Here is a 13692-nt window from a genome sequence, read left to right as displayed (position 1 = left end):
CGTCGGCAGATGTGGCGGGCGGCCCACACCAGCAGGGCGGCTTGCAATGCAATCGATTACCGCTAGTGTCTGCGGCGATGTGAACATAAGCCGGCTCAGCGGCGACGATGATGGGACAGGACTGATGGCGAAGGAAGACGGCGCACTGGATCGCAGGGGCTTTCTGGCGGCAGCGGGCATTGCGGCAGCCGTGGCCGGTGCAGCAAGCGTACCGATGGCCGCTGCCCAGCCGCCGGCTGGGATGCCGCCTCGCGTCATTCCGTCTTCCTGGACTGCCGCGCCGACCATCGACCTGTGGACAGGCGGGCCGCCCGAGAACGGCTTTTCTGCACGTCCTCTGCCGATGGACAAGGCGCCGCCGGTCTTCATGCATAATGTCGACAAGCCCTATCTGCGCGTCTTCCGTCCGGCCAAGTCCAATGGCCGTGCGGTGCTGGTCATTCCCGGCGGTGCTTACATCTTCATTTCCATCGACAATGAAGGGGCGGAGGTCGGGGAGGCGCTTGCAGCGCAGGGCTATACGGTCTTCGTCCTCGTCCACCGGCTGCCGGGGGAGGGCTGGACCAACCGGTCCGACGTGCCGCTGCAGGATGCCCAGCGCGCCATGCGGCTCATCAAGTCGATGGCCGGGACCTATGGCATCGATCCTGATCAGGTGTCGGTGCTTGGCTTCTCGGCCGGCGGGCATCTGGCGGCGACCCTGATCACCGATTTCGCGCAGCCGGTTTACGCCCCGCGCGATGCCATCGACCGGCTCGACGCGAGGCCGCGCACTGCCGGGCTGATCTATCCGGTCATCAGCATGCGCATGCCGGATACCCACGCGGATTCGCGCAAATATTTGCTGGGTGAGAAGCCCGATCCCGCACTGGTCGCCCGGCGCTCGCCGGCCGCCCATGTCGGGTCGCAGACGCCGCCCACGTTCTTGATGCACGCGCTCGACGATCCGGCGGTGCCGCCGTCGAACAGTCTGGAGATGCTGCAGGCGCTGCGTGTCGCGGGGCGGCCGGTGGAGGCGCATTTCTTCGAGGAAGGCGGCCACGGTTTCGGGCTGGGCTGGCCGCAACTGCCGGTCCGCCAGTGGCTGGGGCTTTTCGTGGCCTTTCTGGATCGGCACGCCCGGCCGGAGGGCTGAGGAAGGCTCACAGCTTACTCCCTCTTCTTCAGAGGAGGGGCCGGGGGCGAGGGGGCTGGAGGGCTAAGGCTGCCGTGCAGCCGCGCAAGAAAACGCGCTCGGACACTGCCATTCTCCCGCCAGACCTTGGCGGTGCGTACGGCTTTTGATATCGCTGCCGGCATGGCGATAAGCGACATCATCGATGCCAGTTCGACCGCAGCGGTGATCAGCAATCCCCGGCTGCCCGATAATCCCATCATCGCCTGCAATGAGGCGTTTCTGCGTCTTACCGGCTATAGCCGCGCGGAAATTCTCGGGCGGAATTGCCGCTTCCTGCACGGGGCCGAAACGGAAGCCGCATCAAGCGAATTGCTGCGCTCGGCTATCCGGCAGAAGAAGCCGGCTATTGTGGAGATCACCAATTATCGCAAGGATGGCTCGCCGTTCCGCAATGCGGTGATGATCGCGCCGATGTTCGACACCGATGGCGGGCTGGAATATTTTCTGGGGTCTCAGGTTGAGGTTGCGGCCGTGGCATCCGCCGGGCCGGACAGCCGCAAGGGCATGGCCACCGCGCGCGTCTCGGCACTCACCGAACGGCAAAGACGAATCCTGGTGCTGATGTCGGCGGGCAAGCTCAACAAGCAGATTGCGTTCGACCTGGGGCTCAGTGAGCGGACCGTGAAAATGCACCGCGCTGCGCTGTTTCAGGCGCTGGGCGTCCGAACCGGGGCGGATGCCATCCGGCTGGCTGTCGAAGCCGGTTACTGACCTCGCGATCAGCCCCGGCTTCGAGAAAATTCAACCAAAGCGCGCGGTCAGGCGCCCGCCTGGAAGACGCCGCACGCAATGCGTCCGCCGCTATCGCCAGACGGATCGGTGCGCTGGTCATCCGTGCCTTCATGCACGACGATCGCCGAGCCATCGGTGTCCATCAAGCCGGCCATCGTGGCGCCCTTGAGCGTGTATTCGAGCGTACCCCGGCCATCCTCGCCAATGTCGATGTTCGGCATGTCGCCGGCATGCTGACCCTGCGGGTTCTCCAGCCCATGCTTGGTGCTGGCAGGATTCCAGTGGCCACCCGCCGTGGTGAAGTCGGGCGCATCGCACTTGCCGGTCATATGGACGTGGACGCCCTTGCTCCCCGAGGGGAGGCCCTGCAGGGCGAGCATGATCTGCAAGCCGCCATCCATGGCACGGATGGTCGCGGTGCCGGCCGGCGCGCCCTGCGCGGTCTGCAGGGTTGCGGTGGCGCTTTCGCCGGCCGCCATGTTGCCCGAGGCATTGCCCATCATGGCATTGTCGGCAACATTATTGGCCAGCACGGCGTTGTTCTGCGTGTGATCGGGGCTGCTACAGGCTGCCAAACCCAGCGTGGCGATTGCGGCCACGGCGTAAATCCTTGCAGTCACGGCATTACTCCCATTGCTTACGGATATAGAGCGAACACGAGAGGGAAGCGGATCGTTCCCGAAAAGATTGGCAGCGCCCCCGGCGACCCCGCTCAATGCGCCTTGTTGGCGGCCCGATCGGCGTCGCGCCGGCGCTTCTTTTCGAGCAATATGCGGCTGGCATCATTCACCGCCAGATTGTCTGCCATCACCGCGCCGCGATGGCCGATCGGGCGATCCGGCCCGATGGTGGAATCGACCATCGTCTGCCGCTCCATCTCGCTGTTGACCTCTGCGCCGATCAACACTGCATAAGCCGAGAGGAACAGCCACATGAGGAAGATGACGACGGCGGCAAGCGAGCCATAGGTCGCGTTATAATTGGTCAGATTGGCGACGTAAAAGCCGAAGCCCAGCGTGATTCCTACCCAAAGCAGGGTGGAGAGCACCGACCCCACCGACAGCCAGCGCCATTTCGCGGCTCTGCGGTCCGGCGCATAGCGGTAGAACACGGCGAAGGTGAGGCTGATGAGCACTCCCGCGAAAATCCAGGTCGCCAACTGGATGATCAACGCCGAGCCGCTGCCGATGTAATCGGAGAGCACGCGCCCGGCATAAGTGAACAGCGAGATCGCCAAGGTGCCGATCACGCCCACCGCGACCATGCCGACGGTGATGCCGGCGGCCACGCCGGTGGTGCGGAAGAAATTGCGCGTCTCATGCTCTTCATAGATGATGTTGAGGGCTGCGATCATCGCCGTCGCCGAGCGCATGGCGCCATAGATCGAAAAGGCGAGGGCCAGCACCAGACCGAAGCCCTGCGCCGCCTTGCTGGTCGTCACAATGGCGAGAAGCTGCTCTTCCAGGATGGTGAGCACCTCCGGCGGCACGAAGCCGCGCAGCAGGTTCACGTTGCTGGCAACGATCTGCGGATCGCCGATGAGGCCATACAGCAGAACGATCGAGGCGATCAGTGGCACGAAAGCAAGGAAGGAGAAGAAAGCGACCCCGGCAGCGAGCAGGCTGAGATTATGGAAGCCGATCATCACGTAGATGCGCTTGAGAATCGCCCACCACGCTTTGGGCGGCAGAGAGAGCGGCGAATCGCCCTTCGCGCCGGGGATTTCTTCGGTAAGCACTTCGAGTTCCTGGGCAGAGATCGGGCGGTCCTCCTTGTCTTGGTCGGTGTCGGTTTGGCTGGTCATGGTTGGGCGGTGGCGTTGTCGGCCACATCATTTTCATCGATGGGGAGGGCGAGGCGGCCGGCCGCGGCAGAGGCATTGAGCTGCTCATCGAGCTGCGCCTGCATATTGGCGGCCATGCCTTCGATCCGGTTGGATTCAGCAGCATAGCGCTCATCGAAGCTCGGCTCCGTGCTGCACCCCGCCAGCCCGAGCGCTGCCAGCATCGACAAAATCGTCACCGCGCGCATCAATAATCCTTCCGGTAGCGCAGGTTCACGCCGGACCCGCCGAAGTTGCTGACCGAACTCAACACTGAGAGCGCTTTCGAGAGGCTGATTTCCAGCTGCGTGGCGGTATGGCCGCGCGCATCGGTGATGATCTCCACATAGACATCATTGCTGATATACTGACCCACGGCGAGCGACGTGCCGCGGCCGGTTTCCTCGTCGGCCCCGAGCAGACGCAGCCGGTCAATGCCGCCGGCCGATTGCAGCACGCCGAGCGGATTGAGGCCGCCCGAGCCGCCGCGCAGCGAGTTGAGCGAAGCGGCCAGCTGCACGGCCTGGATGGCGCTCAGCTCGCCCACCGAATTGCCGAACAGGATGCGCGCCATCAGCTCGTCCTGCGGCAGGCTGGGCGTGGAGGTGAACGCGATCTGCGGGTCCTGAGCATTGCCGGTGATCGTGATGGTGATCGTCACGTCCTCGACCTCGCCGCTCGCGACGATGCGCAACTGCGGGTTGGTCATCTCCGGTCCGCTGAAGGTGATCCGGCCTTGCTGAAGCTCGAAGGAGCGCCCGGCAAAGCCCAGCGTGCCGCGCACGAGGTTGACGCCGCCGGTGATCTGCGGCGCTGCGCTGGTGCCGGCGACGCGCAAATCCGCCGCCCATTCGGACTCGAGGCCCATGCCGCTCACATAGATCTGGTTATCCGCCTGCACGCGCAGGTCCAGCCGCCAGTCAGAAGGTATGGTCTTCATCGGCTCGGGCGCGCCGGAGATGCGCTCGCGCTTGAGCGTCGGCTTGCGCCGCACGCCGGTCAGCGTCGGGACTTCCGCGCTGCCCTGGAAGACGATGCGATAGCGCGTCTCGGGCAGGGTGAGGCGCCCCGTGATCGTCGGTGGCTGGTTGGGGCCGTTGACCACCTGGATTTGGCCGGTCGCCCGCGCCTGCAGGCCATCGCTACGCGCCAGCTGCGCATTGTTCATGTCGATGCCGAGCTGGATCGGGAAGCCCTGATCGGAGTTGAGCGAGACCGATCCGCTGGCGCTGACCGTGCCATTGCCCGCATTGGCGGTGAGGCTCTCGACCTCCAGCCGGTCGTTGGTGAAGCGCCCGCGCACGGCCATGTTGGTGAGGCGGGTGCCGTAGCTGGTATTCTCATAGGTGAGGTTGCTCGCACGCACGACCCCCGTGAGTTGCGGCGACCGGACCCGTCCGCTGAAATCGGCGGCGACCCCGACTGGCCCCTTGAGACTCTGGTCCGGCAGCGCGGCTAGCGAGAAGAGCACGTCGGCCGGGCCGTTGTAGCGCAAGCCGCCGGACAGAGGCGCGGCGAGCAGGCGGGTCGACCAGCTACCGGCGCCCGGCCCGAGCGGCTGGAGGCTGACCTTCATCCGGCCGATCGCCGCACCGCGCCGGCGGATGAGCGCATTCGCCTCGCCACCTTGCGGGATCAGCCGGCCGGCGAACTGGATATCGACCGGTTCGGAGACGGCCGCGAGGCTGGTGCGGGTGAAATCGTCGATCGTCAGGCGGGCGTCGGCGGCGGGGAAGGCCGTCTCGCTGGCCTGGGTGAAATCGAGGCTGCCGGTGGCCTTTCCGCCGAGGCCAAGGCCGGGCATGAAGGGGTTGGCGATGGCGAGGTTGAGATCCTGCATCCGCGCCTGCACGGCCATGCCGTCGCCATAATGGCCGGCGAGGTGCAAGGTGCCTCCGCCGACCGTGAGCCGCGTCGGGGCGAGCGTATAGCGTCCGTTCGAGGGCACGATGCGCATCGGTGAGCTTGTCTTGAAGTCGACGCCGTTGAAGCGACCGTCCAGCGCGAGCTGCCACAGGTCCCGCGCCATGCGGGCGTTGGCGGCCAGGCGGAATGGATAGCGCGTGCGGCCCTCGACCAGCAGCTTCGCCTGACCGCCGCCGTCGCGATAGTTCAGCGTGCCGCGCGCGACCGCGATGGTGAGATCGCCCATCCGCGTGCCGGCAAGCTGCGCATCGGCAACGACCTGCGGCTGCTCGGTCAACAGAATGTCCGCCTTGATGAGCGCCTGCTCCACAGTGAGGCCGGCCTTGCCGGGCAGGCTGGCATTGCGCGCGTTGGCATCCACCAGCGCGCGCTGGACGGCACCCTGCGCGGAGAGTGCAACCCGCCCGTTGATGCCGGACCCATCGGCCAGCAATGTGCCCTCGAACGGACCGGCGCGGCTTTGCGAGACGCGCCCGGAGAGGCCGACGCCGCCGAAGCTCGTGCCTTGGCGCACGTCAACGGTCAAAGGCCCGCGCGCAGTCATTACAGCCAGATTGAGGTCCAGCGGTCCGTAGTCGGAGGCGCCTTCGCCCTGCACCAGATAGGTGCCGTTGTCGCCCCGCACGGTCGCCGTCAGATTGGCCAGGCCAATGCCAAGGCCCGGCCGCTCGGCTGCCAGCCGGACCAGCGGCCGATTGACCGTGCCTGTGACCTCGACGCCCAGCGGGCCATATTGATCCGAGCTTCCGCGCCCGGAGAAGCGCACGCTGCCATCAGCGCCGTAGCGACCGCGCGCGCCGGTCATGCGGAATTGTGGCGCCGAGACGTTCAGCCGCTCGACGCTGGCCACGCCATTGCTGTCATAGCCGACATCCGCGACGATCAATGCATTGCCGCCGAGGAAGCTTTGCAGCCCGTCGTTCAGCAGGCGTGTCGAGCGCGCGGTGACGCGGCCGCCGAGGCGGAAAGAACCGTTCTGGCCGGTTTTGAGGTCCATGTCGGTTTGGAGGTTGAAGATGCCCACGCTCTCGACCTGATAGCCATTCACCCGGCCATTCAGGGCGCCCGTGTAGAGCGCGGTGTTGAGGTCGGCCACGATCACGGCGGTGGCGTCGATCCGGTCGGACCGCAGCCGCATATTGTCCGAGAGGATGCGGCCATTGGCATAAGCCAGGTCGCCGTCCAGGCTGACATTGGTGAGCAGTGGCTCGATGCTGGCATTGACGCCGCTGATCCGCCGGGCGCGTCCCTCGACGGGGATCATCCAGCGGTCCTTATCCAGCGCGGCGCTCCCCGAGACGGCGAGACCCTCGATCAGTGTGGCGCCAAAGCCGATCTGGCGGGCATTCACGCCATAGCGGATCGTCGGCGCGACGAAGGCGCCGTTGAGCGTGGCGTTCATCGCGATGTCCGCGCCGCGCAGGTTTTCGGCGATTACGCTGGGCTTGGTGAGCCGGAAGGCGAGATCGAGATTCTCCATGCGGCTGGCACCCAGATCGATGAGGCCCTGGGCGCCGAAGGTGAAGTTGTCGCTGGCCAGGCCGCCACGAATCCGGGCGCGGCGGTCTGCGAGGGCAGCGGTCATGTCGATTTGCGTCACCGGCTCGAGCATGGCGCGAGCCGGGCCGGTGAGGAAAAGGCCGGGCCGCAAGGGGCCACGCACCGTGAAGGTGCCGTCGCGGCCCGTGATCGCGACATTGGCAAGGCTTTCGCTGCCCATGCGGCCCGTCAGCTTGCCACTCCAGCTCTGCCAGTCACCCTTGCCCGCCAGCGCGATGGCTGTCGGCTCGGCGATGCCGGTGTAGCTCGCCAGCAAGCCCTGCGCCGGGGCGGTCACGCGCAGATCGACCGCCAGGCGGTTGGATTCCGGTACCGCGTCGAGCATCAGCGCCAGCCTGTCACCACCCGCAACGCCCGGCGCCACAATGGCGCGCCCGTCCGCCTTGATCCGCGCGCGGCGGTCCGCAATGTGGACGGTACCGGCGAGGCCGAGCAGGTGCTTGCGGCCGGTCACCGGGGTGTCGATCTGCAGGCGGCCAATGTCGAGCCGGTTCACGTCAATGTCGAGATCGGGCAGCAGCGGCCCATCGCTGGATGGCGTCGGCTTGAATTCCGGCGAGCGATGCAGCCGGGCGGCGGGGATCAACAGGGAGCGGATGTCGACATGGCTGCGCGCATAGGCGAGCGGCCGCCAGTCCATCTCGATGAGCGGCGCGCTCAGGAATACGCCCTTTGTATCCCGCACCTCTACGTTGCGCAGACGCATGGCGCCGAAGATCGAGCCATCGATCCGCCCAATGCCGATCGACATGCCGTTCTCGAATTTGAGCCCGGTGATCTGCCGGGTGACGAACCCCCGCCCACTGTCACTGTTCAGCCAGGCATAGCCGCCAATGATGACGGCCAGCAGCAAGGCGAGCAGCGCGCCGATGCCGATCAGCACGCGGCGCGGCCAATTCCGGCGGCGGACGATCACGGTTTCGGCAGTCGTCTCTTCCGGCATATCCGGGGCGATCGGCGCGGGGGGCGGGGTCGGATCAGCCATCAGAAAGCCTGCCCGATGGAGACGTAGACGGAGATACGGGATTCTCCCGGCTGGCGGTTGATCGGTGTGGCGACATCGAGCCGCATCGGGCCGAAATTGGTGTAGAAGCGCCCGCCTATGCCGACGCCGAAGCGCCAATCGTCAAAGCGTGGCACCTGGCTGGTATAGACCTGCCCGCCATCGATGAAGCCGACGATGCCATAATCGCCGAAGCGATAGCGCACTTCCGCCGCGGCCTCGACGAGGCTGCGGCCGCCGATGGGGCGGGCATCGGGATCCTTGGGGCCGAGTTCCTGATAGCCAAAGCCGCGCACCGATCCGCCGCCACCGCCGTAGAAGCGCCGCGAGGGTGCGATCTGCTCGCGCGCCGCGCCGCCAATCATGCCGACGCGCGCGCGGCCGGCCAGCACGAAGCCGTCCGAGATGGGATAGTAGCCCGTGCCTTCCAGCAGGGCGCGGGCGTAGGTCTGCGCGCCGCTCCCGAGCGATGCCTCCGGCGAGAGCCAGGCGGAGATCCGGAAGCCACGGGTCGGGTCGAGCAGGGAGTTGGATGTGTCGAACGTCACCTGACCGGGCAGCGCCGCGACATAATAGGTCCGCCGGCGCAGCTCACCGGCGTCGAAATTATAATCCTGCTCGTTCGAGCCGAGCAGCTCGAAGCCGAAATTGTAGGTCAGCCGCTTCTGCCAGATGGGCGTGCTTTCGTAGGCGATGCGGCCATAAAGACGGCCCGTGAACGCCTCGAACGCGTCGAAATTGCTGTGGCGCGCATCGATGCCCAGTTCCACGCTGCGGTCCCGCTTGCCGGCATTCGAGCGACGGAAGGAGACGCCGAGGCCTTGCTCCAATGTGCCGGCCGTGCCCTGAACAATGAGCGCGCCCTCGGGTGGGAACATGTTCCGGTGCGTCCAGCTCCCCTCGACCTTGACGCCCTGGCCCGTGCCATATCCGGCTTGGGCGGCGAGGGTGCGGGCGGGGCCGGCCTCCTGATTGACGACGAGGGTCGCATAGTCCGTGCCGTCGCCCGCGGGCTCGCCGCTCGGGCGGGGCGTGACCGATCCTACGGAGAGCAGCCCGGTGGCGATCAGCGCCTGACGCAGATCATCGATCTTGCGGCTGTCATACAGCTCCCCTTTGCGGAAGCGGGCGATCTTCTGGATATGGTCCGGCTCGAACACCGGCTTCTCGCCCTCGACCACGATGTCGCCGAAGCTGCTGCGGGGGCCGGGGGTGATCGGCAGCGTGTAGTCGCCGGCCTCCGTCTCCGGATCGAGCACGATATCGCGCTGGCCGACAGTCACGAACGGATAGCCGTTCTCCGGCAGGGTAACCGCGATATTGGCCTCTGCACCCAATATCCGTTCGGCCACGATGGGGTCGCCGCTGCGGGGCCGGAAGGCGCGGGTAATGAGATCCTCGGGCTGTACCGGCGGCGCATCGAAACGGATCTCGCCGAGATGATAGCGCGGTCCGGGCGTGGCCTGCAAGATGACCGTAATCGGCCCCTTGCTGTCCTGCTCGGGAAGCTCCAGCGAACCCCGCACCGTGGCATCGAAAAAGCCCTGCGAGGAGAGGATATCGACCAGCAATTTCTGGTCTTCCTCCAGCCGGGCATTGATCATGGCGCCATTGTCGGCCTTGCCATCGCCATCCTCGAGCGCGGAGAGCGACTTGAACTGGCTGACAATGTCCCCGCCATCGACGGGCAGCACCGGGCCGGCACCGTCCAGCGCGGAGAGACCCTCGATCTTGTAGCTGTAGCGCAGCGAAGGGGCGGGGCCCTCGTCAGCCTCGGTATACTGGCTCTCGTCGAAGGTTTCGACATCGAAGGCGTTGAGCGGGGTGAGAGGCCGGTCGAGCTCTTCATCCAGTTCCGGCGGAGCAGGCAGGCCCTCATCCGCCGTCGATTGTTCGGTGGGGGTCGGCTCGGCGCTCACGCTGGCATCTCGGCCGGTGCTGGCCGCGCGCCGGTCTGCCTCGGCTTCCCATGCCTGGATGCTGCCAAGGGGCGCGCTTTCATCGATCGGCGGAATGCTGGCGTCGAACTCTTCGTCTGAAATGACCGGCTCAACAGGAGCCCCGTCTGAACTCCGCATCGGCTGCGTCTGCTCGGTCGCTGGGGTCTGGGCCTGTGCGGGATGGGCGAGCAGGCACAGCATCCCGGCACTCGCCAGCAAGCTTCCACGCCAGGCTTTTCCAAAGTTCTGCGTGCTTGGCTTCAAGCCTGCCTTCGGTAATCTTAGTCGCAACAACGGCTCCCCTGTCGCGATTGACGCGACGTCCGCGAGCCTTGAGGCTCCCCGTCATGATAATGCTGCGGCGGCGATATGGTTTCTGGCCTCGAACGCGGGAAGCGAAATTCTGCCCGCTTATCGGCAGTTATCGGTCAGACCGCGCGCGCCTTGGCTCGTCGTCAGGCTCGGCGTGCACAACCTGGGGCGTGAGGCGCGAGAAGCGCTCGATCTCGCAGGCGGAGCCATTGCGAGCATGCAGCATGTCCCGTCCGGCGCACAGCACCCCATCCTTGTCGGGCGAGATGTAGAAGCCGGAATAGAAGTCCGCCGCCCGGCAGGCCCGCCCCAGATGGGCGCGGTAGCGCTCGGTGTTGCTCACCACCATCGTCACGCCATCGGCATGCGTCACCACCGCCGCGCGGATCAGGTTGAGCGGCAGGCAACGCGGGCCGCGGCCTTCCTTCCACTGGATGACCGGCGGCGCCGGTGCGGCTGTCCGGGGTTGCGCCGGCATGGTCGGGATACGGATGATCACTCGCTGCTCGATGGAAAGCTGGGCGAGCTGGACCTGCTCCATGCGCACCATGCGGCTCAACTCCGGGCCCGCCACGCGCTGCTCGGCCTCTACGGCCTGCGATGCGCCCAAAAGCAGGAGCGGCAGCAAAATGGTTCGCGACGATGCTGGCAATGAACTGACCCCAGGGGAGGAAAATGCCCTAACCCTTACCGCTTGAACAGCCGATTAATTGTATGATCAACAACGAAGGCGCGCGCTTCGCAAGCATTTTTGCGCGCGGATGGTGGCCATGCGCCGGCGCAGAGGGCATATAGGCGGGCATGATCTCCGAGACAGTTCTGGACGCCTTTCGTGCGATTGCCGGCCCCCGTGGCCTGATAGAGGATCGCGATCTCATCGCGCCCTGGCTGGGCGACTGGCGCGGCAAATATCATGGCGATGCGGCCGCCATTTTGACGCCGCGCTCCACGCAGGAGGTGGCCGCGATGGTCCGCTGCGCCCATGATCATGGCGTCGCTTTGGTGCCGCAGGGCGGGAATACCTCCATGGTCGGCGGCGCGACGCCCCCGGCCGATGGCAGCGCCCTCATCCTCTCGCTCCGCGCGATGAACCGGATTCGCGCGATCGATCCTGTCGCCAATCTCGCCGTGTGCGAAGCGGGCGTCATTCTCTCGACGCTGCATGAGGCGGCAGCGGCGGTCGGTCGGCGGTTTCCGCTGAGCCTGGGGGCCAAGGGATCGGCAACGGTCGGCGGGCTCGTCTCCACCAATGCCGGCGGGACGCAGGTGCTGCGGCACGGGACCATGCGCGCGCTGGTGGAGGGCATCGAGGCGGTGCTGCCGGATGGCTCGATCCACGATGGGATTGCCGCGCTCAAGAAGGACAATCGGGGTTACGATCTCAAGCAGCTGCTGATCGGGGCGGAAGGAACGCTGGGGATCGTGACCGCCGCGAGCCTTCGTCTGGTGCCGGCGATTGCCGATCGGGCCGTGGCCTGGGCTGGTGTGGAAGACCCCGTGCAGGCGCTGGCGCTGCTGCGATTTCTCGAGCGGCGTCTGGGGTCCGTCGTCGAGGGATTCGAGGTCATGGCGCGCGATACGCTCGGCCATGTGCTCGATGTGATCCCCGATACCCGCGCGCCGATCGAGACCAGGACGCCGTGGAATGCGCTGATCGAGGTGGATCTGGACGCGGCCGACGAGCAAGAGAGCGCGGCTGCCCGGCTGGAGGCCGCTCTGGCCGAGGCCTTCGAACAAGGTCTGGTCGTCGACGCGGCCATCGCCGCCAGCGAGGCGCAGGCTGAGGCATTCTGGAAGCTGCGTGAAAGCGGATCGGAGGCGGAGCGGGCGCAAGGCCCCGCGCTGCAGTTCGATGTGAGCGTGCCGATTGCGGACATGCCCCGCTTCATGATCGAGGCGGCAGCGGCGTGCGAGGCGCGGTTCCCGGGGGCGACGGCTTCGTCCTTCGGGCACCTTGGCGATGGCAATGTGCACTTCCATGTCCGCGCGCCGGCCGGCACTGGCCCGGGGCAGGGGGCGGATTGGCTCGGCACGCACGGGGAAGAGGCGACGCGCTTCGTCAACGACATCGTCGTGGCGATGCACGGATCGATCTCGGCCGAGCATGGGATCGGCCAGATGAAGATCGCGGAGTTTGCGCGTCTTACGCCGCCCGCCCAGCTGAATGCGGTGCGGGCCATCAAGCGGGCATTCGATCCACAGGGCCTATTCAATCCCGGCAAGCTTGTGCCCCTTGCCTAGGCCCGAGCGGCCCTTTATGGCCGGGCGTCATTCAGCCGGCCCATCGGGAACGGGCTGATCCATGTCCGTTTCAGGAGACCGATGTCATGGCCAGCGCGCCACAAGCCCAGAATTTGCCTCTGCTTTACAACGATCTGGTGCCGCTCAATGTGGAGCAGCACGGCAAGTACACGCTGCGCAACTATGACACCGCGCCGCATATCGTGGGCGTCCACGCCGTCCCGCTGACGCTCGACGAGTTCGCGCAGGCCCAGCGTTTCCTGCCGATCGTCTTCTCCAGCGGCCCCAATCCCGTGCCGCTGGCGCTGATGGGCCTCAACGAGGGCGTCAACACGCTGGTCGATAGCGAGGGCAAGCTGCGCCGCGAGGACGGCTATGTTCCGGCCTATATCCGTCGCTACCCCTGGATGCTGGTGCGCCTGCGTCCGGATTCCGACGAGCTGTCGCTGTGCTTCGACCCGACCAGCGAAATCGTTGGTGAGTATGAGGACGGTCGTCCGCTCATCGAAAATGGCGAGGCCAGCGAACTGACCAAGGAATTGCTCGCCTTCTGCCAGCAGTTTGAGGAAGCGGCGATGCGCACCGGCCAGTTCGTCAAGGAACTGCAGGAGCAGGAGCTTCTGATGGACGGCGAGCTGAGCATCCAGATTCCCGATCAGGAGCAGCCCTTCGTTTATCGCGGCTTCCAGATGGTCAACGAGGAAAAGCTGCGCGAGCTGCGTGGCGATCAGCTGCGCAAGTTCAACCAGAGCGGTGCGCTTCCGCTCATTCATGCGCATCTGTTCTCGCTGCAGGGCATGCGCGAGCTGTTCTTCGCTCAGCGCGCCCTCGGCCTCGGCCCGGTGCCGGCTTACCAGATCAGCTAAATCGCGCCCCTCGCTCAGCCGCTCGATTTTTTCGGCGGGGCGAGGCGATAAGTTGAAAAAATCATCTACCTCTTGCGGCCCGGGCTTGAAAAGGCTCGGGCCGTGCCTTAACT

10 protein-coding genes are annotated in these 13692 nt (G+C 66.0%); 4 read left to right on the top strand and 6 right to left on the bottom strand.

The window, feature by feature from the left end; all coding sequences use genetic code 11:
- Positions 1–124 precede the first annotated feature (124 nt).
- Together M2333_RS07455 and M2333_RS07450 are read left to right on the top strand one after the other, a co-directional pair.
- Complete coding sequence (locus tag M2333_RS07455) at positions 125–1135, top strand: alpha/beta hydrolase (RefSeq protein WP_264611338.1); 1011 nt, start codon at positions 125–127, stop codon at positions 1133–1135.
- Between the two features lie 162 nt (positions 1136–1297).
- Positions 1298–1888, top strand: a complete 591-nt coding sequence (locus M2333_RS07450) for a PAS domain-containing protein (RefSeq protein ID WP_264572221.1) — start codon at positions 1298–1300, stop codon at positions 1886–1888.
- A 47-nt stretch (positions 1889–1935) separates the two neighbouring features.
- Here the strand turns inward: M2333_RS07450 and M2333_RS07445 are convergent, their stop codons facing one another.
- From M2333_RS07445 to M2333_RS07420, 6 genes are all read right to left on the bottom strand, one after another.
- Positions 1936–2529, bottom strand: a complete 594-nt coding sequence (locus M2333_RS07445; protein WP_264611337.1) for a superoxide dismutase family protein — start codon at positions 2527–2529, stop codon at positions 1936–1938.
- A 92-nt stretch (positions 2530–2621) separates the two neighbouring features.
- Positions 2622–3713 (bottom strand): YihY/virulence factor BrkB family protein, encoded by a 1092-nt coding sequence (locus M2333_RS07440; RefSeq protein ID WP_264611336.1) that lies wholly within the window; start codon positions 3711–3713, stop codon positions 2622–2624.
- Positions 3710–3940: a hypothetical protein gene (locus tag M2333_RS07435; protein WP_264611335.1), complete on the bottom strand. Its 231-nt coding sequence runs from the start codon at positions 3938–3940 to the stop codon at positions 3710–3712. Before M2333_RS07435 ends, M2333_RS07440 begins: the two co-directional genes overlap by 4 nt.
- Positions 3940–8202 (bottom strand): translocation/assembly module TamB domain-containing protein, encoded by a 4263-nt coding sequence (locus M2333_RS07430; RefSeq protein WP_264611334.1) that lies wholly within the window; start codon positions 8200–8202, stop codon positions 3940–3942. The genes M2333_RS07435 and M2333_RS07430 overlap by 1 nt, the downstream gene beginning before the upstream one ends.
- Positions 8202–10424, bottom strand: a complete 2223-nt coding sequence (locus tag M2333_RS07425) for an autotransporter assembly complex protein TamA (protein ID WP_264611333.1) — start codon at positions 10422–10424, stop codon at positions 8202–8204. Before M2333_RS07425 ends, M2333_RS07430 begins: the two co-directional genes overlap by 1 nt.
- A gap of 157 nt (positions 10425–10581) precedes the next feature.
- Positions 10582–11082 (bottom strand): hypothetical protein, encoded by a 501-nt coding sequence (locus M2333_RS07420; protein WP_264611332.1) that lies wholly within the window; start codon positions 11080–11082, stop codon positions 10582–10584.
- A 191-nt stretch (positions 11083–11273) separates the two neighbouring features.
- Here M2333_RS07420 and M2333_RS07415 point away from each other — a divergent pair, with 191 nt between their 5' ends.
- Both M2333_RS07415 and M2333_RS07410 read left to right on the top strand, forming a co-directional pair.
- The gene (locus tag M2333_RS07415) at positions 11274–12713 is read left to right on the top strand and encodes an FAD-binding oxidoreductase (RefSeq protein WP_264611331.1); all 1440 of its coding nucleotides are present in this window, start codon (positions 11274–11276) and stop codon (positions 12711–12713) included.
- An 86-nt stretch (positions 12714–12799) separates the two neighbouring features.
- The gene (locus M2333_RS07410; protein ID WP_181559273.1) at positions 12800–13579 is read left to right on the top strand and encodes a SapC family protein; all 780 of its coding nucleotides are present in this window, start codon (positions 12800–12802) and stop codon (positions 13577–13579) included.
- Positions 13580–13692 lie beyond the last annotated feature (113 nt).

The organism is Sphingobium sp. B11D3B (assembly GCF_025961735.1).
Classification (GTDB): domain Bacteria; phylum Pseudomonadota; class Alphaproteobacteria; order Sphingomonadales; family Sphingomonadaceae; genus Sphingobium.
This window is presented reverse-complemented; position numbering and strand designations above follow the sequence as displayed.

What these genes read in the sequence shown, in the direction of transcription:
- M2333_RS07455 (WP_264611338.1), top strand. Translation starts at nt 125, where the DNA reads ATGGCGAAGGAAGACGGCGCACTGGATCGCAGGGGCTTTCTGGCGGCA.
- M2333_RS07450 (WP_264572221.1), top strand. Translation starts at nt 1,298, where the DNA reads ATGGCGATAAGCGACATCATCGATGCCAGTTCGACCGCAGCGGTGATC.
- M2333_RS07440 (WP_264611336.1), bottom strand. Translation starts at nt 3,713, where the DNA reads ATGACCAGCCAAACCGACACCGACCAAGACAAGGAGGACCGCCCGATC.
- M2333_RS07435 (WP_264611335.1), bottom strand. Translation starts at nt 3,940, where the DNA reads ATGCGCGCGGTGACGATTTTGTCGATGCTGGCAGCGCTCGGGCTGGCG.
- M2333_RS07430 (WP_264611334.1), bottom strand. Translation starts at nt 8,202, where the DNA reads ATGGCTGATCCGACCCCGCCCCCCGCGCCGATCGCCCCGGATATGCCG.
- M2333_RS07415 (WP_264611331.1), top strand. Translation starts at nt 11,274, where the DNA reads ATGATCTCCGAGACAGTTCTGGACGCCTTTCGTGCGATTGCCGGCCCC.
- M2333_RS07410 (WP_181559273.1), top strand. Translation starts at nt 12,800, where the DNA reads ATGGCCAGCGCGCCACAAGCCCAGAATTTGCCTCTGCTTTACAACGAT.